Below are 21,856 nucleotides of genomic sequence, written 5' to 3'. Positions count from 1 at the left end.
GAGACCGGTGACCACGATTGCAACCGACGGCGCCGCGGCGCCCCGCTCCGTCATCACGTTGAACCGCCACGACCGCCGAGCTTTCATTGGCGGCTCCGACGCGCGCATCATTATGGGCGACGATCAGGACGCGCTGCTTCGCCTGTGGCGGGAAAAGCGCGGCGAGATCGCGCCGCAAGATTTGACCCGCAACCTGGTGGTTCAGCTTGGCCTGGCCACCGAAGCGCTCAACCGCGCCTGGTACCAGCACGCCACCGGCCACGCGATCACCGACGTCCAGAAGCGGGTACGGCATTCCGTGCACGGCTGGATGGCGGCCACCCTCGACGGCATGGTCGCCCCGACCGGCGCGGTGTTCGAGGCCAAGTTCATGCTGCCCTGGGGCTTTACCGAAGAGGCCGCGGCTGAGAAGCACATGGCGCAGCTGCAGCACAACATGTGGGTCACCGCGTCCCGAAGCGCCGTTCTCTCCATCATCACCGGCGGCGGCAAATGGGTCGAAATCACCGTGCATGCCGACCCGCTGTATCAGCACCTGTTGCTGACGGCGGAGAAGAAGTTTTGGCGCTGCGTGCAGAGCGGCGAGCCGCCGCTGCTGTTTGGCATCGAGACCCCACGGCCGCGGCTTGCCGCCGTCAAGGTCGTCGACATGACCGCGTCCAATGTCTGGGCCGAATGTGCGGCGATCTACCTGCGCACCCGCGAGGCCCATGCCGAGCACGAAGTGGCCAAGGCCGAGCTCAAGAAGCTGCTGCCGGAGGATGCCAAGGAGGCGTTTGGACACGGCGTTCGCGCCAAGCGCTCCAAAGCCGGCGCCGTCAGCTTTGATCCGGTTGAGATGGAGGCCGTCCATGCACCAGGCCAGTGAGCATATCGGGGCGATCGCAGCAGCCTTGGCCCGCGCGCAAGCCGCGCTGACCAACCCGGAAAAGACCCTGACCGCTCAGATCCGCTCGCCGTTCCTGCGCGATGACGACCGCACCTTTCGCTACGCCTCGCTGGCGAGCGGCCTCGACATCGTGCGCAAGACCTTGAGCCAGCAGGAGATCGCCACCATCCAGACCACCCGGGTCGAGCCAACCAGTGGCCATATCCACCTCACCACCCTGCTCGCCCATTCCTCCGGCGAGTGGATCTCCTCGGACTGGCCGGTCTGCGCCGCGCGGGACATCGAGGCGCCGCATCGCATGGGTGCGGCGCTGACCTATGCCCGACGCTACGCCCTGTTCGCGCTGGTCGGGATTGCCGGCGAGGATGATCTGGACGCCCCGGAGACGGCCGCCGGTCCCCCGGCACCGCCCAACCTCAAGGTCGCGCCCGGCAAGGGCGCGCTCAACCGTGCCCCGGTGCTGCGGCCGGGCGAGTCCGCCGCACTCCGGGAGCAGCTGTTGCGCCAGCTCGACGCGCTGCCCGCCAGCGCCGATCTGCTCGGCTGGGCCATGGCGAGCCTTTCGCTCAAGAACAGCCTGCAGGAGCCGGATGCCCGGCGCGTCGAGGCCGCCTATCAGGCCAAGCTTGAGGACGCCGCGCGTCCCGCCGAAAGCCAGACCGACCAACCGGCCGTCCTGGATGGCGCCCCAAGCCTGCCGGCGGCGGCGGCTGCGGACGCCGACGCCGCGCTGCAGCCCACGCCACCCGAGGCCGGGCTCGCTCATCCCAAGGAGCCGCCCCGCAAGCGCAGCAAGGCGCACCTGCTGTTTGTCCGGGAGCAGCCCTGCCTGGTGTGCCGGCAAATGCCGTGCGATGCCCATCATCTGACGTTCGCCCAGCCGCGGGCGCTCGGGCGCAAGGTCAGCGATGAGTTCACGGTGCCGCTGTGCCGCGCCCATCACGAGGAGCTGCATCGGCACGGCAACGAACGGGCGTGGTGGGCCAACCTGCAGATCGCCCCACTGCCGGTCGCGCAGGAGCTGTGGGCAACAAGCCCGGTGCAGGGTCCGACCGAGACAGCGGGCGGCAGCGCAGCCGCCCTCGCCAGCCTGGGCGCGGAGACCGCATCCCGATGAACGGCCCCTTCCAAACCGCGCCCGAGCTGACCGCCACGGCGCCCCCGGCGGAGTTTGCCGCCTTGGCGCCGCCGCCCCTGCTGCTGCCCGGCGAACATCTCGAGCATTACCACGCGCTGCGACAGGCTATCTTCGCCGACCTTGCGCCCCGGTCCGCCATCGAATGGCTGCTCGCAATCGATGTGGCCGAACTGTCCTGGGAGATCCAGCGCTACCGCATGCTGCGGCACAAATTGCTCGAGATCTATCGCCAACAGGCGATTGAGGCGGCGCTGCGGCGCATCGACATGGTCGGGATCGATCCCGACTTCGCACCCCAGGCCGAGTATTACACCCAGCAAAATGCCCTGAGCTGGCGCACTGACCCGATCGCTGCGACCGAGATCGAGGCGCGCCTTGCCGCCTACGGCTGCGATCAAGACGCCGTCACCACCGAAGTCTACATCCAGGCGCGCGAGGTCCTGGTGCTGTTCGAAGGCCTGCTCAACGCCGCACAAACCAAGCGCACGTTGCTGCTGCGCGAGATCAGGCATCAGCGCTTCGTCAGCGCACCGATGCGACGACCGTGCCTCTAAAGCAGATCGAGCTAGATCGTCAACCCACTGAAACCGCGGTAGAAGTAAGCAGTTCGGGAAGCGCTGCGCATGGCGCGTTGGCAGTGCGAGGCGGACCGGATGGGTCTTGACCGGTTGATCACGCGGGCCAGAGCCACAAATGCCATTCGCAAGCGCAGCAATCCAACTCGTACAAGTGTTTGGATCCTTGAAGAGCGACAGAGCAAGCTATTCTATGTGTTGGTGGCTCGCGTCCGGATGAGGTGAAAATGAGTAATGCGCTCATCGTTCACAAAGCTCATCTGCCAAAATCGCTCCTCAGCGTACGGGCAGCGCAATATGTCCGTATGTCAACCGACCGGCAGCACTACTCGATCCAAAATCAGGCTGCCGTCATCGCCGCCTTCGCCCACGCCCATCATCTGACGCTGGTACGAACCTACAAGGACGAGGGCGAGAGCGGCCTGCTTATCAAGAACAGGACCGGGCTCCTCCAATTGCTTGAGGATGTCGAGAGCAACCAGGCCGACTTTGGTCACCTTCTGGTCTATGACGTAAGTCGATGGGGCCGTTTCCAGGACGTTGATGAAAGCGCGCACTATGAGTTCGTTTGTCGGCGCGCGGGCATCAAGGTTGCATATTGCGCTGAGCAATTCGAGAACGATGGAAGCATGCTCGCGAGCATCGTCAAAAACATCAAGCGCGTGATGGCTGCCGAGTATAGCCGCGAGCTGTCCGCGAAGGTCTACGCCGGTCAATGCCGCTTTGCGCGGCTGGGCTACAAGCCATGCGGACGTGCCGGCTATGCGCTGGTGCGGGAGCTCGTCGACGAGAAGATGCAAACCAGACGAGTGATGAAGAAGGGCGAGCGGAAGTACATCCTGACCGACCACATTCGTATCAGACCGGGCGACCCCATGGAAATCGCGGTCGTGAAGTGGATCTTCGAACGGTTCTTGGAGATTAGGTCCGAGACGGTGATCGCGTGGGAGCTCAACCAGAAAGGGCTCGTCTCGAGTACCGGCGCGGCATGGACCCGCGCCGCCGTTGGCACTGTTCTCAGAAACGAGAGCTATATCGGAAACCTCATCTTCAACCGGAAGTCCCAAAAGCTCCGACAGGTCGCGGTGAGGAATCCGCCTGAGCAATGGATCAGATGCGAGGGCTGCATCGAACCGATCATTGATCACGAGGTTTTCTTCAGCGTCAGGAAGATTATCGAAGAGCGGCGCGTTGACCTTACGGAGGAGGAAATGCTCGTGCGGTTGCGCAAAACTCTTCTCAAAGAAGGCCGCTTGACACCGGCTATTATCGATCGAACTCCGGGACTGCCCTGCTCTGCGACCTGCCAAACCCATTTTGGCAACTTTCGAAATCTTTATCGGTTGCTCGGCTACACGCCGAAGCGAAATTACGAATTTCTCGACGCTCGTCCTGTCTGGTCCGAGCTCAGGTCAAAGCTTGTCGAACAGGCCGCTGCTGCAATCAAGGCGGCAGGCGGGCGGATCAGTTCGGGAGGCTGGAGCGATTGCGTCTGCGTGAACGGGATGGCCTGTCTATCAGTCAGGGCCGCCCGTTGGACCCCTGGCCAAAAGCCAACGCATGCACCGTGCTGGAGTATCGAGCGCGAGGCGTGCCTTCCTCACGGCTGGATCGCCGCCATCCGCTTAGCCGAGCACAACAAGACAGTACTCGACTACGTACTATTGCCCACCGACGGCAAAATGAAACGCACAATCCGCTTTTCCGAAAAGTCACGAGCGCGGCGGGGGATTGCGCGTTTCAAGACAGTCAATGGCCTAATCCAAGCCGTCGTCCGCCGATTCATAAAGCCGGATCCTACTTCTCACATCGCGCAAGGCCCGAGGAGCAAGCGGCAGAAAGCGCCACGATCCAAAACCAGAAACATCCGCCGGCGGCGCTGATCTCCGGCAAAGCCGGATTTGAGACCTTGTGCTGGCGCTCGGGCTGAGCTTTGATGCTCGCATTTGGGATATACCTACTATGAGTGTTAGGTCGATTGTCGCGAAAATCCTCAGGGATGAACTCACGTCAATAGGCAATCCGATCGCTGACCATCCAGGAGTCGGAGACGATCGCCGCTCACATCTTCGAGCGGATCACTGACCTTGAATTGGAGCTTGCCGCGCGCGACCTCGCCTCCGCGAGCCGCCATCGCGACTAGCCTTCTCGCGCTTTTCGCGCTGCGTTGCTTCGACGAGCAGCCATGCAGGTATCCGATGCGTCCCGACTTGCCCATGACAAATTGCAGAGCGGATTGCGTCAGGCCGAAAGGAAGGGTGTTGCTGAAGCTGGCGGTCGGCGGTCAAAAGCGCGAACTATAGCCCTCTCTAACCGGACGCCTCGTATCGGACCGCAGACTTTGCATGGACGAGCTAATAAACGGGCATGCGACCCCGTTCACGCCAGCGAGCCGCCGTGCTATCCTCATGGGGCGGCCACTTATGCGGTCGTAATCTCAGTTAACTCCCGCCGTCTTCCAAGTCGGCGGGCTTTTCTATGAACCTGACCGACGAAATGGGTCGGTTTAGACTCGCGAACGTTAACTGCGCTTTAACACCCGTTGTGCGGCGGCGCCGGGTCATGTAGATAAGGCCTGTGCTAACGTCAGTTGCGTTCGGGTTTCATGATCACGTACAAGCAGTATCACATCCAGCGGTTTGAGCACGGCCATAAGCGCTGGGTTGCCCGCATCACACGGGCGGATGGTCAAAACATCCGAACCATCCTGCCAACCTCTGAGCATCCCTACCTTGATACGAAACCCGCCGCTTCCGCCGAGGAAGCCGAGGAGCTTGCCAAGGAAGGCATCGACTTTGGCGGTATGGTTTAGGCGACTCTTCCAGAGATCGCCTCCTCCTTTGCACGCGAGATCGAGGGCCTCCTTATCGTTTCTCGACGGGCAATAGCGTTCTGTTGGGAAGCTATCAGTTGGCTGCTCACAGCAGCATCCGCTTCCCGAGCCAAGCTAGCGCCGTCGAGCAAGCGGCCGAAAGCAATGCAGTCCAGAACCAGGAACGCCCACCGGCAGCGCTGATTGAGCGCAGATACAGAAAGGCTCCGAGAACCTTCCCGTAATTCCTTCGGAATTCTCCGTTAAGCTTCGCTAGTTCCGGCAGATCGGACAAAGACTTGCATTCGTCGGCCATTGGCTGGGCTCCATTTGCGCTGGACCAGCACCCTATGAACCACTGTTTTGCCCGACGATGCAAGTTCCAATTCGGTTTTTCGATACGCCCAGCGAGGACGGCCATTGGGCGTCTTGTTTAGCCGCGCCAACCAAAATGCGGACCCAAGTAGCTCCATTGGCAGCTCGGACTTGAATCAATCCAGCGAGGAACCTCATCGACCGGCGGGGATCGACGCAGAGTCGGCCGCACGATCGCGTAGAGCAGGAAGGGGCCGATGGTGGCCGCCGCCGATGGCGGGGGTAAATGTAGTTCATACCGGCTCCATGACTTCGGAATAAATCTGGCAACGATGCACTATCCAATCGGGGCGATGTTTCCCGGCGTACTACCGCCCCGTCGCTTCTATGGACCCGGCCAGCTTGAGGTCCTCATCCGTTGTTCCGCCTGATTCGTTTGAGCCCTCGCCGCTGCCGCGACAGGGCCACCTTCTCATAACGCTCCAAGCTCGACAGACGTCTCATTTGCCTTGGTTCAGCGCCCTCTATGACGGCTAAGATCAGACCTAACCGAAGAGTTCGCAGGCGATCCTGTCGATGCCTGGCCTGAACCAGATCTTGAAGCGCGAGCTCCATACCGGCGCCTTTGAACTCCTCCACAAATAGTGCATCGAATCCGGCGCAACCAGAACCTTCGGAATCGTCCCAACGTGATAGACCATGCCGATAAGCGTTGCGGCTCGATGCTGCCTTCCCACCACTTGTTTGCGGGCCGGTACTCTTTGTCGCGTTTGCGCGATTGGCTTCGATTTGCTTCCTTGTCGCCAACTTCCCTCCTTGATTTCGAGAGCTCGTGATCGACCGATCTCGATCGCTAATCGACGGCGCTAATCCTCCGTTCTCGCGACCCCGCGATGTTGATGAGGAAGATCGCGGGACCAAGTCGTCAACAGCGGGGCGATAAAGGTATGGAGGTTAGGCCCATCAAACAGACAGCCCGCGATGCCAGCCGCCCGCGCTGCGGCAAGGTCGCTCTGCTTGTCCCCGATCATGAAGCTTGCATCGAGATCCACTGAGTGCCGTTCAAGCAGGGCTCTGATCATCCCCGGCTGCGGCTTGCGACAGTTGCAGAGGACACGGTATCGCTCAATCAGTCCATCGGGGTGATGTGGGCAGAACTCGAACGCATCGATATGCGCACCAACAATAGCAAGCTCACGCGACATCCATTCGTGCAGGTTGCGAACATGCCGCTCCTCGTAATAGCCTCTCGCAACTCCTGATTGGTTCGTTACGACAAAGGCAAAGTACCCTGCGTCATTGACTGCTTTCACGGCTTGTTGGGCTCCTTCCACCCACCGGATCTTGTCCGGATCAAAAGCATAGCCGTCGTCCTCATTGAGGACGCCATCACGATCAAAGAAAACTGCTGGACGCTTCAAAGCTCATTCACCCACGTTCGGAACAATACTGCCTATCTTCCGACAATCACTGCTCCATTTCAACAAGTCGCGGGTGGACAAGATCCTCCTCTGCGCCCGCGCCTTGCATCCAGCTGTTTGCTGTTGAAGCGTAGATTGGCTTCGTTTTGTCGCTTTGATGCTGGTCCGCCTCCCGTCGCCCCTGCCCCAAACGCGTGAGAACAAGAGCCATTCTTGCCCCTAAAGGAAGCAACAATGTTGCTGCTGAAAGGACTGGCATTCTCAAGCGATTGGAGCGTTACTGAGTCGGCCGGGCGCCAACGCCGGTTATAGCGCCGGTATCTCGCCTCGCGGACGCGGGGCTTCGGGCAGTGCGGCATGTACAGCCGCTTGTTCTCGCGTAGGAGATACCGGTGACAACGGTTCAAACGAATGGCGCGGACGCGCCCAATCACATCATCAGATTCAACCCAAATGACCGACGGCATTTCATTGGCGGCTCAGACGCCCGCATCATCATGGGAGATGATCAAGAGAGTCTCATTCGCCTTTGGCGCGAAAAGCGCGGTGAAGCAGAGCCGCAGGATCTCTCGGACAATTTGATTGTCCAACTCGGGACTGTGATGGAGGTCTTGAACCGCGCCTGGTATCAGCGCGTGAGCGGACTCACAGTGAAGGACATCCAGAAGCGTGTTCGTCATCCCGTGCACAAATGGATGGCGGCGACCCTGGATGGGACCGTTGAGCAAACCAGCGCGGTCTTTGAAACCAAATTCATGCTGCCCTGGGCTTTCTCCGAGGAAGCGGCGGCAGAGAAGCACATGGCCCAGCTGCAGCATAACATGTGGGTCACAGCCAGCCGCAACGCAGTCCTCTCGATCATTACCGGCGGGGCAAGTGGGTGGAGATCAAGGTGCACGCCGACCCGCTCTATCAGCATCTCCTTTTGACCGCCGAGAAGAAGTTCTGGCGCTGTGTCCAGAGCGGCGAGACTCCCGCTCTGTTCAACATCGAGACGCCTCGCCCAAGACTGGAGGCTGTCAGAGTGGTCGACATGTCCACCTCCAACCAATGGGCAGAGCTGGCGGCCACCTATTTGCGAACCCGAGAGGCCCACGGGCAACATGAATCAGCGAAGGCCGACCTGAAAGCCCTCATGCCGGGAGACGACAAGGAAGCCACCGGGCACGGGATCATGGCCAAGCGCTCCAAATCCGGCGCAATCAACTTCGAAGCCCACGCGACCGAGGGATCCCATGCATCAGTCCAGTGAGCACATCGGGACCATCGCTGCTGCCCTCGCCCGGGCCCAGGCTGACCTGACAAACCCCGAGAAGACCCTGACCGCCGTGATCCGGTCGCCCTTTCCGCGAGAGGACGATCGAACCTTCCGCTACGCATCTCTGGCCTCAGGGCTCGATATTGTCCGCAAGACGTTGAGCCAGCAGGAGATTGCGACCATCCAGACCACGCGGATCAAACAGGTCACGGGCCAAATCCATCTCACCACCCTGCTCGCCCACGCCTCCGGAGAATGGATCTCCTCAGACCTACCGGTCTGCGCCTCCAAGGAGGTCGAGGCGCCGCACCGGATGGGGGCGGCGCTGACCTATGCCCGCCGGTATGCCCTGTTCGCCTTGGTCGGGATCGCCGGCGAAGACGATTTGGATACGCCTGATGCAATAACGGGGTCTCCGGCGGCGCGCGAGCCCTAGACCCTGCCAGGACCGAAAGGAAAGCCACCTGGACGCGTCCTGAACCGGCCCCCGATGTTGCCTCCCGAACGCTCCGCCGAGCTCCTGGACACGCTCCTGGGCCAGCTATCCGCCCAGGAGGACCACGACGCACTGCTTGCCTGGGCAAGGATCAGCCTCCCCCTCAAGAACACTCTGCTAGAGGGGGACGCTCGCGTGCTTGAGGCCGCCTATCAGAAGACGCTCGAGGAAGTTGCCCTTCCAGACATGGATCCGGGAGGGCAGCCGGCAGTGTCAGTTGTTGGACGGCCTCGACCTGAGCCATCTTCTTCAGAGACAAGCGGCGACGTCCTCGCACCTGCCACCACATCTCTCGGCGAGCAGGTCGGTCTTGCCTTTCCCAAAGAGCCGGCTCGGCGGCGGAGCAAGGATCACCTCGCTTTTATCAGCAGCCAGGGCTGTCTGGTTTGCCAGAAGACACCTGCTGATGCGCATCACCTGAAGTTCGCTCAGCCGCGCACCTTAGGTCGCAAAGTCAGCGACGAGTTCACCGTGCCGCTCTGCCGATCGCATCATCAATCCCTGCACCGACACGGAGACGAAAGAGCCTGGTGGACCAACCTGCAAATTTCGCCGCTGCCGATCGCGAAGCACCTTTGGGATGCCAGTCCAGTCCAATTGACCGACGGAGCAAACATCGCTGCACAAACATCAGGCTCGCCATCTGAGGCACGTCAATGAATGGTCCCGTTAGCCTGCATCAAGAGCAGTTCGCGAGCGTCCTGCCCTCTCAGTTCCAGGCGCTGTGTCCTCCGCCTCAACTGCTACCCGGAGAGAACATCGAGCATTATCGCGCAGTCCAAGGCGCGATCTTCCGCGACATTGAGCCTCAATCCGCAGTCGAATGGCTTCTCGCCATCGACATCGCCGAACTTTCCTGGGAGGTGCAACGCTACCGCGTATTGCAACATCGATTGCTCCGCGCATATCGGCAGAAAGCGGTGGAGGTGACGCTCCGGCGCATCGATGTGCTGGGCGTGCCTTGCCACTTACAAGAAGTAGCGGAAATCCACACCATCAAGAACGCATTGGATTGGCAGCTCGACCCATCTGCTGCGGCGGAGATCGAAGCTAGACTCCGATTCTACGGATTCGATGAGCATGCGCTGAACATGGAAGTCCATGTCCAGGCAAGGGAGATTTTGGCTGTGTTTGAAGCGCTGCTGAACGGAGCTCAACTACGACGTCTTTTGTTGCTGAAGGAGATCAGCAATCTCAGGCAGTCAAAAAGATGCATCTTAGGCAAGGGGCTGCACACACCTAGATCCTATCCCAATTCATGATGACATCCTGCTCTCTCAGACCTCGGCTCGCTAAATCCGCTGCAGATTCACTTGGACCTTCCCGCCTTGATCCTCTATGTGTCGGATAGACGTGCTTCACGTTGGAGGCTTTTCAGTAATATCGGCGCCTGAGACGTGGTTCAAAGTCATCGCCGTAGTACCCCTGTCGGCCCTGCTGAAATTGCGGCGGCACCGTACCATTGGGATAGCATTGCCCGTCCCTTATATCGACGTCGGCACCGTGGCCGCATGGTACTGGGTACCTTCCGCCACGATAATACCCCCCGCGGCGATCATACCGGCGACGATAGGCATCCATATCTTGAGGGAGCAGGTAGCCATTTGGATAGCACATTCCGTCGCGAGCGCTGAGATCCCAGCCGTGACCGCACGGAGGCGGATGGGCGGGGACACGGTATTGGACGGTGTGAACCTCGGATGGAGTGTGGTGCGTCACAACGGTCGTAAAATGAAGAGCGAACGCAGCCGCGGTAATGCTAATGATCATAATCGGTCTCCCTCGACACGCAACGTATCACAGACCGCCTGAATAGGCCATGAACGGCATTTTGCGTGTCCGATGACGCGCGCTGCCTAATTCGCCAAAGGTTGAGTCAGAACCGGCGCCTACTAACGACAAGAGCAGTCATGGGCAATCCTGGCGGCCTCTGATTGGTTGTGACGCTCTACTTGACTTGAGCTCTATTCCAATCACGATCAGTCCTGCACTCGAAGCCGTCTGTAGGAAATGAAATGAAGGCGATACAATTACACATCATCCTCCGCGCTTTGGCGTTCGCGCCGGCTCTTATGTAAGATATGTAAGACAGAAACCTCAAGCCAACCGGCTCAGCGACAGATGACCAAAGAACTTCGATTGTCTTATTGTTGCGATTGCAGAGCGCAATCCCTGGTCGCAGACGTTGGCCATCGGGCCCGCGGCTCGGAAGGCATTCAGGATGCCGTCTGCAAGCTCCCTTCTCAGATCAAGGCCATGTGGTTCCTGGATGCCTAGGATCGGGGCAATATTATCGATAATCCAGGCCGAGATATCGGGATCCTCCATTGCGTCCCCGCGCGCGAGACGGGCTGACACTGCCTGCGCCTCTTCTGCAATCAGGCGTGTCCGCAACGCTTCTGCCAGCTCGACGGCGCCGATACAACGGGATGCCAGTTGGGGGGACGACGAGAAGGCCCAACTTGCGTCGACGATGTTCAGGAATCCAGCCAGTTCGGTCGCAAGCGGCCCGATTTTGTCGCCGAGATGTGGGCTTGGAAACTCCGCGCCATCGATCAAGATTCGTCCGGGCTCGACGGTGAAATCAAGCTCAGCCTTGCCGCCGTCGCCAAATTCGAGGCGAATCATTCGTTTGCGCGCCGCAGCCCTTCGTCCAAATCGGACAATGGCAAGTGATCGCCTCAGAACCAGCTCCACCTCGACCGCACCTTGCGCCAACGGCTTCACCGCGTGCAGTTGCGGCTCAGCGCTGTCGACCAGGTGCAGCATCGACCAAAGATGAGGTATGATCTCGTCGACCTTATGCGTCGTGAGATTTGAGAATTTGACGATGCCGTGCCGGATCTCCTGCTCCGGATCCAGCCATTCCAATTCGATGGCGGCAATCGCACGTCCCGCGCACAGGCCCAAGAAATGTTGCAGGAAAGGCGCACTGAGCAGATGTAATCCGACAAGAAGCGGGACGTTGCGCTCAGCCGCCAGACCGACCAGGCGCTTCGCACTCTCGACGGTCAGCGCAAGCGGCTTCTCTACTAGGGTTGGCACATCCCTACGGAGGAGACATTCGGCAGTTTTGACATGATCGGCGGCCGGTGTGGCAACGATGGCAGCGTCGGGACCCAGAGCTAGTGCTGCGTCCAGGCTTGCAAGTGGCGTGAACCGATGACGCGCTTCCGTCCAATCAGCGAGAAACGAATTGAGGGCTTCGCCGTTGTGGCGTGACACCCACAGTACATGACCCACGCGGTCCGAAAGCTGCGCTAAGACAGAAGCATGCGTTCGCCCCCATCGTCCGCCGCCGACCAAAGCCACGGTGAGCCGGCGCATGATTAACTCTCCTCACCTCAGCTTATGAACCGTCGGACGCGTTCGGTTAGGTCGCGCGACAATAGTCCCGAATCTGACCGACTGTAAAATCATGCATCGAGGAAGCCGACCCCGCCAAATCCTCCTTGTACCAATCGACTGTCATTTTCAACGCTTCCTCAAATCCGAGCCGAGCGCGCCAGCCGAGCAGTGTTCGCGCTTTTGAAGAATCCAGCTTTAAAAAAGTCGCCTCGTGGAATCTATCGCTGCCCACATGTTGCCAATGCGCGCCGTTGCCCCAAATCGCCGCGAGCGTGTCCGCGACGCGCGCTACTGGTTGTTCGTTTTCCGGTCCCGGGCCAAAGTTCCAACCCTGCGCCACAGCCGCACCCCTGACCGCAAGGGCCTCCGCCAAGAGTAGATAGCCCGAGAGTGGTTCAAGCACGTGCTGCCACGGACGAATTGCGTGCGGGCGGCGTATCTCGAGAGAACGTCCAGCCGCAAAGGCACGAACCGCGTCTGGGACCAAACGGTCCTTGGCCCAATCGCCGCCGCCGATGACGTTGCCGGCGCGGCCCGAGGCTGCGGGTGGCTCGGCGAAGCTGCGATTGTATGAAGTCAGCAGTAGCTCGGCACAACCCTTGCTGGTGCTATAGGGGTCGTGGCCCCCCATCGCCTCGTCTTCGCGATAACCCCATACCCATTCCCGGTTCTCATAGCACTTGTCGCTGGTGACGACGACGAGCGAACGGACGCCGTCACCCGATCGTTCCGCCTTTGCCTTGAGATTGTGCTGGCGCACCGTCTCCAGCACGTTCAACGTCCCCATCACGTTGGTTGCTACCGTGCCGACCGGATCAATATAGGATTCCCGCAGGACCGATTGTGCCGCCAGGTGAAACACAACGTCGGGCCTGCTCCTCGCGAGGAGATGGGAGAGCGCTTCGATGTCCCTGACATCGCCCCTTGTATCGTCTACGACAGCCCCGACCTCGGCTCGCTCGAACAAGGACGGCGAGGTGGGCGGCGCCAGAGCGAAACCGAAAACGCGCGCACTCATGGTGGACAGCCATAGGCTTAGCCAGGAGCCCTTGAAACCGGTGTGACCGGTCACGAGGACACGCCGGTCCCGCCAGAAGTCCGGGTTTACGTCCACACGCGCCACGGCGGATTGTCTCCCTTCCAAAGCCCTTCGAGCAGGTTGCGCTCTCGCAACGTGTCCATGGATTGCCAGAACCCTTCGTGGCGAAATACGCGAAGCTCTCCGCTCGCGGCCAATCGCTCGAGCGGCTGGCGCTCCCAGATCGTGGAATCGCCGGCGATCAGCTCCGCGATTTGGGGGCTGAGCACGAAGAATCCGCCATTGATCCATCCGCCGTCACCGAGCGGCTTCTCGGTAAATCCCTTCACGACGGTGTCCTCCAATTGGAGGCTGCCAAACCTCCCCGGCGGACGAATGCCGGTGACCGTCGCAAGCTTGCCGTGCGAGCGATGAAATGCGACCAATTTTGCGATGTCGATGTCGGCGACGCCGTCGCCGTAAGTCAGGCAGAACGCCTCGTCATCGCGGACATAAGGCAGCGCCCGCTTGATACGGCCGCCCGTCTCGGTTTCCGCCCCGGTGTCGACCAGCGTCACGCGCCATGGCTCCGATCGGCTGGCGTGAAAGTCAATCTGATTGTTCTTGAGATCGATCGTGACGTCCGAGGTGTGCAGCAGATAATGCGAAAAGTACTCCTTGATGAGGTATCCCTTGTAACCAAGGCAGATCACGAAGTCGTTGATGCCGAACGACGAATAGATCTTCATGATATGCCAGAGAATGGGATGCCCGCCGATCTCCACCATCGGCTTCGGTCGCACGGAGGTCTCCTCGCTGAGGCGACTGCCGAGTCCTCCGGCCAGGATCATCGCTTTCATGACACCATTCCTACCAGACGCAGCCCCGCGCAGACCGGCTTGATCTCCGGCGCACCGCTCAATCCGGGAGTATGCGGACCTCGGGCAACGGCATGACCAATTTCGACTTCAGTCCCCTCGCCCGCAATTGCTCGGCGATCGGCTGACCGTAGTGCCAGGCCAGCAGTACCACATAGTCCGGCTGCTCCCGGATCAGGCGCTCGTTGTCGACGATCGGGATCTGCTTACCGGGCAGATGCAGGCCGAGCTTGAGCGAAGTGGGCTGCTCGCAGATGTAAGGCATCAGCATGCGATCGATACCCACGTAGTTCAGCAGCGTGCTGCAGCGGCCAGGGCACGAATTGCCAACGAAGCTGAGCCCCTTCTTCTTGCAGTCGAGCGCAAGCTCCAGCAGATCGAGCTTGACCTTCTCGGCGCGCGCGCGAAAGGCCTCGTAGCATTCCGGGCGCGAGAGGCCGAAATCATCCTCGGCCTTCAGAAGCTCGGCGATGGCGGGCTTGACGGGGCGTCCGCGCCCTTTCGCCACGTAGACGCGGATGTTGCCACCATAGCGACTGACGCGCCGGGCATCGACACAGGTGAAATCAAAAAATTCGAACAGCTTCACGATCGACTTCAGCGAATAGGTGCGCAGATGCTCGTGGTAGATCGTGTCGAACTGGCCGCCCTCGATGACGTCGAGCAGATAGTGGTTTTCGAGAATGAAGACGCCATCGGGCGCAAGCAGCCGTTCCAGGCCGCGAATGAAGCCACCGAGCTGCGCCACATGCGCGAAGACATTGGTCGCGGTCGCCACTTTGGCCTGGCCGTGCGTTTCCACGACCTTGCGCGCGGTTTCCTCGTCGAAGAAGGCCTGCAGCGTGTCGACGCCCTGCTCCCGCGCGATGCGCGCTATGTTGGTCGGCTCGATGCCGAGAACCCGCATGCCGCGCCGCTTGAAACCGGACAGCAGCGTCCCGTCGTTGGATCCGATGTCAACGACGAGCTGGTCCGGCTTGAGCCCGAGGTCTGCAACCGCATCCTGAACGAACGCATCCTGATAGACCGCAAGCTCCTTGGTGATGCCAGAGCGATAGGGGTATTCGGGGTGAAATACGACTTCCGGCGGAACGACGTAGTCGATCTGCGACAGCGAGCAATCCCGGCACCAGACTTGGCGCAGCGGATAGCTGGTCTCGGGGCCGTCGAGCTGCGCCTTCGAGGGAAGCGAATCGCACAGAGGCTGATGACCGAGGTCGATCACGAGTTCGAGCCGTTCGGAGCCGCAAACCTGGCAGCGCGTCAGCTTTCCGGTCGGGATGTCATGATGTGAGGCGTTGGGCATTCGGAACCTTAGTCGCGACATCGGATTACTGCAAATTTCCGGAAGAGCACCCGCAAGTGCTGGCGCGACATCGAGCGCGCCGGGCGACCCTTACTGGAACGCCCCCCATTAATCAAGCATATGTCCTTCGCAACATTGCATAATTTGCCGTGGGAAGAATTCGGATGGCTTTGCGCGGTGCGCGGCATCTGGTACTAGCATGTCCGGCTGACATCACCTCTCGGACGAAGCCCTTCAGACACGAACGGACAAAGCAAGTAATGCGCAGGACGCCTGTCGAAAGCGACCGCAAGCTCATTTCCATCCTGATTCCCGTCTTCAACGAGGAAGGGAATATCCGCAGGGCCTATGAAGCCGTTCGCGATGTCTTCGAGCAGATGGAGGATCGCTACGCGTTCGAGATCATCTTCACCGACAATCACAGCACCGATGCATCGATCGCAATCATCTCCGAACTGGCCGCGATGGACCCGCGCGTCCGCGCAGTGCGCTTTGCCAGGAACTTCGGATTCCAGAGATCCGTGCTTACGGCCTACCGTCTGGCTTCTGGAGACGCCGCCATCCAGATCGACTGTGACCTCCAGGATCCGCCCTCGGTATTCCCCCGATTCCTGGAGCTGTGGGAGCAGGGTCACGACGTCGTCGTGGGCATCAGGCGCTTTCGGCAAGAGAGCAAGCTGCTGCAATGGGCACGGCGATTCTACTATCGGCTGCTCAAACGTCTGTCCGACGACAACCTGATGCTCGACAGCGGCGATTTCAGGCTGATCGACCGCTCCGTGTTGGATCAACTCCATCTGATCAACGACGTCGCGCCCTATACGCGCGGCCTGACCTCGCTGCTCGCCACCAAGCAGGTCGGCGTTGCCTACGACCGGCAAGCGCGGCAGGCGGGCGTCAGCAAGTTCCCGCTCGGGAAGCTGATGGCGCTTGCGGTCGACGGGCTGATCACCCATTCGATCTTCCCGCTTCGTCTTGCAGCCTTTGTCGGACTGGGAATCTCGTTGCTGACCTGTCTCGCCAGCTTCTTCTACATCTTCTCGCGGCTGCTCTTCGGTATCAACTGGCCGGCGGGATTTGCCACCACGACCGTGCTGCTGCTGTTCGGCATCAGCCTAAACGCCATCTTTCTCGGCATCATCGGCGAATATGTCGGGCGCATCTATAATCAGGTGCGGTCGCGGCCGATGACGGTGATCGAATACAGTGTCAACGTGCCGGACTTATCCCTCGGCCGTCTGTCGCAGCTTACCCGGCCTTACGCTGCCACCAGCGACGCGGCTGACATACTTTCTCGCCGGACCGAGACGAGGCAAGCGCGATGACAGAGTTCGACCAATATCGCGAGGGCTACAGCCAACAGATCGACAATGCGGTCGCCTTCAGCGGTCAGCCTCAGGATTTCTTCACACGGGCGAAGGCACGCTACCTGCTAGACGTGTTCGCCACCTTCCGCTCGCAGCGCAAGTTGGCTCCATCGCAGTCGCTCGACGTGCTGGACATCGGCTGCGGACAAGGTCTCATCCATCCGCATCTGCGGCCCACGCAGGCCGGCATCAAACTCACGGGCATCGATGTCGCCGGTACGGTGATCGAGGAGGCGCGGGCCGCCAACCCGGACGTTCACTACGACGTTTATGAGGGGGTGCAGCTTCCCTACCCTGACCGCAGCTTCGACGTGGCATACGCCATTGCCGTGATGCACCATGTGCCGCCGGACGACTGGGAAGCGTTTCTTGTGGAGGCGGCCCGTGTCGTCCGACCAGGCGGGCTTGTCATCATTATCGAGCACAATCCGCTCAATCCGCTGACGCAGAAGATCGTCAGGAGCTGTCCGTTCGACCAGAACGCGGTGCTGCTCCGCTCGGGCCGCCTCGCCAAGCTATGCCGAGCCGCCGGCTTGGTGGAGCCGAGGCGCCAATTCATCATCTTTACCCCGTTCGACACCCCCTTCTTCCACAAGCTGGAGGCGAGCCTCGGTTGGCTGCCGCTCGGCGCGCAGTACTGTATGGCGGCTCATGTGCCGCACTGAATCGCGGCGAAGCGACGAGGATTTCAATGTATTTGCATCTTTGGCTGGCAGCGCAAAAGCTGATTGGCGGAACATATGGGAAGCAACGGCTTGCCCTGTCCCACTATCCCGGCGGCAGCGTCTTGGAGATCGGCTGTTCCGTCGGGAATGTGTCGGAAGCCTTTGCAGGTCGCACCAACGATTTTCTCGGCCAAGATATCGATGAGAGAGCGCTGCAAATCGCCAATAAGCGCCTCGATACCCTGAAGTTTACATCCGAGCCGTTGGAAGCACTCAATCGCAAGTTCGATTACGTGATGATCGCGGGAGTCCTGCATCACGTCGATCGCGCAACATCGCTGGAGCTTGTCCGCCAAGCCAAGCGGCTGGCCGGGCCAAACGCGACAATAATGTCCTACGATCCGCTTCCGGTTCATCCAAACGCATCGATTCCGCGGAAGATCATTGGCGGCATGGAGGCGGGCCGTTTCTTGCGCCCGCTGAACGAGCTCGTCTCTCTGTATGAAGAGAGCGGGATTCCCGTTTCGGATTCCTACGTGTATCCGTTGTCAGCCTGGAAGACGGCCATTCCCGAGATCTTTGATTTGGGCGTGGTCGTTGCGAAGCAGCCCTAGAGTTCATTCGGTTCGGCATTCGATCTTGCGGCCGGCGGTCGGGGTCATCAGAACAACCACCCAACGAAGCTCCAACTCCGCAGCTCGGGCGCAGAGCTGCAGATCCGTCGACGCCTCGGAAATGGCGTCAGGCCTGTAAGCCGCAAAGCTGTAGAATGGATCTCGTGCGCATTTTAGGCCTGCAGGATTGAGTCCCTTGAGCATCGGCACGCCGAGAACAGCGGGAACAAACAACGGATTGCCCCGGCAGTCGAGATATGTGGACCAGAAGGCCTGATTGTCCGGAGGTACAAAGACAGCGGTGCGCAGATCGTCCATCACCCCCAGTGACACCAGCGTTTGCCTTGCCTGCGCTCCAGGCGTCCGCTTCAGATCTTCGGCCAGCTTTCGTCGAACTGGGTCGCCCGGAGCAAGAAGCGCAACAACTCGTCGCCAAGGCGGAAGCGCAGCAACGCCGGCATCGCCAATCAGCACCCCAACGCGGGCCCGTAGCTCTTCGAATTGAGCTGCAAATTTTCGAAGGCTGCTCCTCTTTTCGTCAGTCGCCAGCGCCACCAGAAGAATGGCGAAAAGAACAACAGCAGGTCCGGCAAAGCGAGGGCGGCGACCTCCGACAATCGAGACAAAATGGGCGCTTACAAACACGATGCACGCCCAGGTGCCGACATTCACGAAATAATAGGCGGCACCACCCGCGAGATCGAGCAGAAGAGCCGGAGCCAGTCCGCCAATCGCAACGATTGCAAACACCTCAGCCAATTTCTTTTGCCGACCCGAACCGGACCGCCAAATCGGCCACGCCACGCACAGAAGAATCAGGTTCGCTACTATGTTCGGCAGGGCGCCTTGCGGATACTCGCGGACAAAGCTCAGCGGGCGCAGAGCATGCAGATAGGTTCCGGAATCCGGAGAGGTGAAAGCGGCGCAGGTTCCGACCAGCAGAAGGATAGGGATCGCAAGCCCGAGCAGATTCAGCAAAGTGAGACCCAGCTGTCGCCACAGCAGAAAGCCTGTGGCGGCCCAATAGATAGCCCCCACGGAGATCTTGGACAGCAACATCAGGACGCCGATCACGACGAGGGCAGCGATCTGCAAGCTCGGGCGCAAGCGAAAATGGTCCGAAGCGGTTTCCGCCAACAACGGCAGGCCAAGCAGGAACAATATCAACGCAAGGAAATAGGATTCGGAAACGAGATAGGATGTCCAACCCCACAGATCGACGATGAGGAGAAGCAGGAGGGGCACCAAAGTGATCAGTGCACTATCTGTCGGTCCTGCGCTGGATTGCCGAAGCAGATTGGTTGACGAGACCAGGCTGAACAACAACAGTGGAATGGCGACGATTTGCCCGGCGATGTAATACGCTTCAAGCGTGCTGACACGGAGCCATAGACCCAGACCGCCGAACCATATGTGAGACAGAAAATGGTACTTGATGTGTGCAAGCCCATCGAGGCCCGTGCTCAGCACGCCATACTTGACCAGCATGTTGGCGATGGACGCATGAAATAGCGTGTCGAGGTGCTGCAGGCCCGTTAACGTCTGTTCCGGCGTGAGGACGGTCGCATAACCTCGCGAGTTCACGACGAAGAAGTAGCCAATCCCCGCGCCGCAGCCACACACGATGGCCAGCATCAACGTACGCCGAGCCATGCTACGCGCCAGCGCTACTGAACGCAAAGCCCCTGCGGCTATTGCCGCGAGCAAGATCGGGTAGATGAGGATATCGGCAATGGTGCGGTTCACCAACGCCAGGCACGGCATGAACATCACCGCGATGATCGCGAGAACCATGCCGCCGTGGCGTGCGCGCTGTTGCAGTCCGCGCCTGGGGGCCAACACCACGACGCACGAGACGACCGCTGCCAGCAGCAGGAACGCCTTCACGATCACGAACCAGTGCGGACCCCCCAAAGGACTTCGCACGATTGCGCATAATGCGCCTGACGTTGCTGACATCGCGCACGCGAAACTCGCAGCGAAGCAAACGGCGTTGGCGTCGGACGAGGCCTGCTCCGCTCCCGGAGATCGACCCAATTCATCCAGCGGGGATTGGAGAGAATGCACGCAGGCAACGTCCTTCTACAACCCGATATCGGATGATGCCCCAACCACTCGCGGCACGACACGGGACTGTCGCAATAGCCAAATCCAGGCTATCCGACCAGTGCGCAGCCGCGCGCCAAGCCCACAACGTTGAATTTGCACAGAAAAACTGGCTTTGGTTTGCGAAAACCGGCATCTTCCTACTTAAGATTGTGACGAGATGCTTGCTCACGTTCGTCCCGTCGGGTCAAACATTCAATGGTGCGCAGAGCGCGAAGCGTGCGGCCAAGCCCCTATGGATCGCCGGGAGTGTCAAGCCGGCCAGCGTCCCACCGTCCTAGTGTATGGTGCAGGCTTGATTGATCGCCCGGATATCGCTAGCAGAACGTCATGGGGCAGGAGCAGAAGCTGGAGGGACTACAGGCTGCCCGCGCGCTCGCCGCGCTGTCAGTAGCCTATTTTCATTCCTACGTAGCCGTGCGCGGCGCCTATCCGGAAAGCGCTTGGTTGCCGATTCCCGGTCTCGCGCGCTGGGGCTTTCTCGGGGTAAACTTCTTCTTCGCCATATCCGGTTACGTGATCTGCCTCGTCACCTCGAGACCCTCCTTCACCGTAGCCGGATTCGCTACTAAGCGGGTGTTCCGCCTTTACCCGATGTACTGGGTGACTCTCATTGCTGTGATTGGCCTAATCGCCTGGGGCAAGTACGCACCTCAAACTTTGGGGCATTTCATCTACTCGATGACCTTGCTGCCGCAGCAGGGCGCTCCCACGTACGACGTCAGCTGGACACTCGAGCGCGAGTTGGTGTTCTACACACTTGCCGCGCTTTGTGTGCCATTCATCGGGATCACCGGCCTGGCGCTGGTGCTCGGCGCGCTGGCGTTCGCTGGCTGGTACCTCGGCAATCCTTGGTCGTTCCACATCGTGTCCACCACGCAAGCCGACTTTCTTGCAGGCGTTCTCGTGTTCCTCCTCCGCAAACCCCTAACCCGATTCGGAAGTGCCGTTCCGTTTGCTGCCGGCGTCGTGCTGCTTGCCTGGACGCGAGAGCATGATTTCCTGTTCTCCGCGCCAATATCGATGGCGCTGATCCTCGCGGGTATGGTCACGCTTGAGCTGCCTTGGCGGCAGCGGCCATTCGTCTGGCTAGTTAAGGCAGGAGATGCATCCTATTCGATCTACCTGACGCACTACATTGTATTTCTGACCGCTTCGATCATCGGGGGTCAATGGCTACCCTTCGCCTTGCCAGGATGGAGCTGCGAGATCTGGCGATTTACCGTGATGCTCATCTGCTGTCTTATTTCATATTCTACATGGATTGCGATTGAGCGCCCGATGATCCGTCTTAGCGAACGACTTAGTCGGCCGCGGCTGTTGGCCCAGCGTGCTTGAGTTGCGGAGCGCGTCCTGGAGAGCTGCGCTAGCTCGGACGAAGCCTTGCTCGCAGCGGAAACCAAACCAAGAGTCCGATGGACCCCTGGAGGAAAGCACTCAGGCGATGTCGTTCGGCGACGCAATTTAGTGGAACCCTCAGGGTTCAGCCAGTCTGCCGAGCCCTGGAATAGGCAATCCCGGCTTCGGCTAGCGTTTACCTTGCACAATCGCGCCCTGTGCCGTATTTAGCCACTTACTGATCACGGTCGATCAAGCAGCCCGTGCGGGGAGATAAGAGCCGGAAATACCTCCGGTTCTTATTCGGACGGG

General features: G+C 60.1%; 16 protein-coding genes and 2 pseudogenes. 12 read left to right on the top strand and 6 right to left on the bottom strand.

Features of this window, described 5'->3' with window-relative positions; all coding sequences use genetic code 11:
• Nucleotides 1–7 precede the first annotated feature (7 nt).
• The 5 genes from I6F09_RS25810 (at nucleotide 8) to I6F09_RS25790 (ending at nucleotide 5,414) form a co-directional block, all read left to right on the top strand.
• Complete coding sequence (locus I6F09_RS25810; RefSeq protein ID WP_225189373.1) at nucleotides 8–868, top strand: YqaJ viral recombinase family protein; 861 nt, start codon at nucleotides 8–10, stop codon at nucleotides 866–868.
• Nucleotides 852–2,006 (top strand): ERF family protein, encoded by a 1,155-nt coding sequence (locus I6F09_RS25805; protein ID WP_225189372.1) that lies wholly within the window; start codon nucleotides 852–854, stop codon nucleotides 2,004–2,006. Before I6F09_RS25810 ends, I6F09_RS25805 begins: the two co-directional genes overlap by 17 nt.
• Entirely contained in the window at nucleotides 2,003–2,581 is a 579-nt protein-coding gene (locus I6F09_RS25800) for a hypothetical protein (protein ID WP_225189371.1), read from the top strand. Before I6F09_RS25805 ends, I6F09_RS25800 begins: the two co-directional genes overlap by 4 nt.
• 248 nt (nucleotides 2,582–2,829) lie before the next feature.
• The gene (locus I6F09_RS25795; protein ID WP_225189370.1) at nucleotides 2,830–4,485 is read left to right on the top strand and encodes a recombinase family protein; all 1,656 of its coding nucleotides are present in this window, start codon (nucleotides 2,830–2,832) and stop codon (nucleotides 4,483–4,485) included.
• Nucleotides 4,486–5,207: 722 nt separating this feature from the next.
• On the top strand, nucleotides 5,208–5,414 hold the full coding sequence (locus I6F09_RS25790; protein ID WP_225189369.1) for a hypothetical protein: 207 nt from the start codon (nucleotides 5,208–5,210) through the stop codon (nucleotides 5,412–5,414).
• A gap of 1,181 nt (nucleotides 5,415–6,595) precedes the next feature.
• Here I6F09_RS25790 and I6F09_RS25785 read toward each other — a convergent pair.
• A complete protein-coding gene (locus I6F09_RS25785; RefSeq protein ID WP_225189368.1) occupies nucleotides 6,596–7,150 on the bottom strand; it encodes an HAD family hydrolase in 555 nt (184 codons plus the stop codon).
• Nucleotides 7,151–7,542: 392 nt separating this feature from the next.
• Here I6F09_RS25785 and I6F09_RS25780 point away from each other — a divergent pair.
• From I6F09_RS25780 to I6F09_RS25770, 3 genes and pseudogenes are all read left to right on the top strand, one after another.
• Nucleotides 7,543–8,402 (top strand): annotated as a pseudogene (locus I6F09_RS25780) (YqaJ viral recombinase family protein).
• Nucleotides 8,386–9,564, top strand: a pseudogene (locus I6F09_RS25775) (ERF family protein). The pseudogenes I6F09_RS25780 and I6F09_RS25775 overlap by 17 nt, the downstream one beginning before the upstream one ends.
• Nucleotides 9,561–10,166 (top strand): hypothetical protein, encoded by a 606-nt coding sequence (locus tag I6F09_RS25770; protein ID WP_225189367.1) that lies wholly within the window; start codon nucleotides 9,561–9,563, stop codon nucleotides 10,164–10,166. Before I6F09_RS25775 ends, I6F09_RS25770 begins: the two are co-directional and overlap by 4 nt.
• An 835-nt stretch (nucleotides 10,167–11,001) precedes the next feature.
• Here I6F09_RS25770 and I6F09_RS25765 read toward each other — a convergent pair.
• From I6F09_RS25765 to I6F09_RS25750, 4 genes are read right to left on the bottom strand one after another with little or no spacing between them, the layout of a single operon-like run.
• Nucleotides 11,002–12,231, bottom strand: coding sequence for a Gfo/Idh/MocA family oxidoreductase (locus I6F09_RS25765; protein WP_225189366.1), 1,230 nt, complete (start codon nucleotides 12,229–12,231; stop codon nucleotides 11,002–11,004).
• Nucleotides 12,232–12,277: 46 nt separating this feature from the next.
• Nucleotides 12,278–13,375 (bottom strand): CDP-glucose 4,6-dehydratase, encoded by a 1,098-nt coding sequence (rfbG, locus tag I6F09_RS25760; RefSeq protein ID WP_225189365.1) that lies wholly within the window; start codon nucleotides 13,373–13,375, stop codon nucleotides 12,278–12,280.
• Nucleotides 13,357–14,130, bottom strand: a complete 774-nt coding sequence (gene rfbF / locus I6F09_RS25755; RefSeq protein WP_225189364.1) for a glucose-1-phosphate cytidylyltransferase — start codon at nucleotides 14,128–14,130, stop codon at nucleotides 13,357–13,359. Before rfbF ends, rfbG begins: the two co-directional genes overlap by 19 nt.
• A 58-nt stretch (nucleotides 14,131–14,188) precedes the next feature.
• Entirely contained in the window at nucleotides 14,189–15,454 is a 1,266-nt protein-coding gene (locus I6F09_RS25750) for a class I SAM-dependent methyltransferase (RefSeq protein ID WP_225189363.1), read from the bottom strand.
• A 260-nt stretch (nucleotides 15,455–15,714) separates the two neighbouring features.
• Between I6F09_RS25750 and I6F09_RS25745 the strand changes: the two genes are divergently transcribed.
• Genes I6F09_RS25745 through I6F09_RS25735 form a run of 3 tightly spaced genes read left to right on the top strand, consistent with a single transcriptional unit; the run spans nucleotide 15,715 to nucleotide 18,100 of the window.
• Nucleotides 15,715–16,779 carry a glycosyltransferase family 2 protein gene (locus I6F09_RS25745; protein WP_225189362.1) on the top strand — a complete coding sequence of 355 codons (1,065 nt, stop codon included), beginning with the start codon at nucleotides 15,715–15,717 and terminating at the stop codon, nucleotides 16,777–16,779.
• A complete protein-coding gene (locus I6F09_RS25740; RefSeq protein ID WP_225189361.1) occupies nucleotides 16,776–17,486 on the top strand; it encodes a class I SAM-dependent methyltransferase in 711 nt (236 codons plus the stop codon). Before I6F09_RS25745 ends, I6F09_RS25740 begins: the two co-directional genes overlap by 4 nt.
• 26 nt (nucleotides 17,487–17,512) lie before the next feature.
• Nucleotides 17,513–18,100 carry a methyltransferase gene (locus tag I6F09_RS25735; RefSeq protein WP_225189360.1) on the top strand — a complete coding sequence of 196 codons (588 nt, stop codon included), beginning with the start codon at nucleotides 17,513–17,515 and terminating at the stop codon, nucleotides 18,098–18,100.
• Between the two features lie 3 nt (nucleotides 18,101–18,103).
• Here the strand turns inward: I6F09_RS25735 and I6F09_RS25730 are convergent, their stop codons facing one another.
• Nucleotides 18,104–19,987, bottom strand: coding sequence for a hypothetical protein (locus I6F09_RS25730; protein WP_225189359.1), 1,884 nt, complete (start codon nucleotides 19,985–19,987; stop codon nucleotides 18,104–18,106).
• 549 nt (nucleotides 19,988–20,536) lie between these two features.
• Between I6F09_RS25730 and I6F09_RS25725 the strand changes: the two genes are divergently transcribed.
• Nucleotides 20,537–21,544: an acyltransferase gene (locus I6F09_RS25725; RefSeq protein WP_225189358.1), complete on the top strand. Its 1,008-nt coding sequence runs from the start codon at nucleotides 20,537–20,539 to the stop codon at nucleotides 21,542–21,544.
• Nucleotides 21,545–21,856 lie beyond the last annotated feature (312 nt).

The sequence above is a fragment of the Bradyrhizobium sp. IC3195 genome (genome assembly GCF_020193585.1).
In the GTDB taxonomy this organism is placed as follows: domain Bacteria; phylum Pseudomonadota; class Alphaproteobacteria; order Rhizobiales; family Xanthobacteraceae; genus Bradyrhizobium; species Bradyrhizobium yuanmingense.
Note: the sequence above shows the minus strand (reverse complement) of the source record. Positions and strands in the feature narration are given on the sequence as shown.

Excerpts from the sequence above, each read along its gene's own strand:
- I6F09_RS25805 (WP_225189372.1), top strand. The coding sequence starts at position 852 with ATGCACCAGGCCAGTGAGCATATCGGGGCGATCGCAGCAGCCTTGGCC.
- I6F09_RS25800 (WP_225189371.1), top strand. The coding sequence starts at position 2,003 with ATGAACGGCCCCTTCCAAACCGCGCCCGAGCTGACCGCCACGGCGCCC.
- I6F09_RS25795 (WP_225189370.1), top strand. The coding sequence starts at position 2,830 with ATGAGTAATGCGCTCATCGTTCACAAAGCTCATCTGCCAAAATCGCTC.
- I6F09_RS25790 (WP_225189369.1), top strand. The coding sequence starts at position 5,208 with ATGATCACGTACAAGCAGTATCACATCCAGCGGTTTGAGCACGGCCAT.
- I6F09_RS25770 (WP_225189367.1), top strand. The coding sequence starts at position 9,561 with ATGAATGGTCCCGTTAGCCTGCATCAAGAGCAGTTCGCGAGCGTCCTG.
- I6F09_RS25765 (WP_225189366.1), bottom strand. The coding sequence starts at position 12,231 with ATGCGCCGGCTCACCGTGGCTTTGGTCGGCGGCGGACGATGGGGGCGA.
- rfbF (WP_225189364.1), bottom strand. The coding sequence starts at position 14,130 with ATGAAAGCGATGATCCTGGCCGGAGGACTCGGCAGTCGCCTCAGCGAG.
- I6F09_RS25750 (WP_225189363.1), bottom strand. The coding sequence starts at position 15,454 with ATGCCCAACGCCTCACATCATGACATCCCGACCGGAAAGCTGACGCGC.
- I6F09_RS25745 (WP_225189362.1), top strand. The coding sequence starts at position 15,715 with ATGCGCAGGACGCCTGTCGAAAGCGACCGCAAGCTCATTTCCATCCTG.
- I6F09_RS25740 (WP_225189361.1), top strand. The coding sequence starts at position 16,776 with ATGACAGAGTTCGACCAATATCGCGAGGGCTACAGCCAACAGATCGAC.
- I6F09_RS25735 (WP_225189360.1), top strand. The coding sequence starts at position 17,513 with ATGTATTTGCATCTTTGGCTGGCAGCGCAAAAGCTGATTGGCGGAACA.
- I6F09_RS25725 (WP_225189358.1), top strand. The coding sequence starts at position 20,537 with ATGGGGCAGGAGCAGAAGCTGGAGGGACTACAGGCTGCCCGCGCGCTC.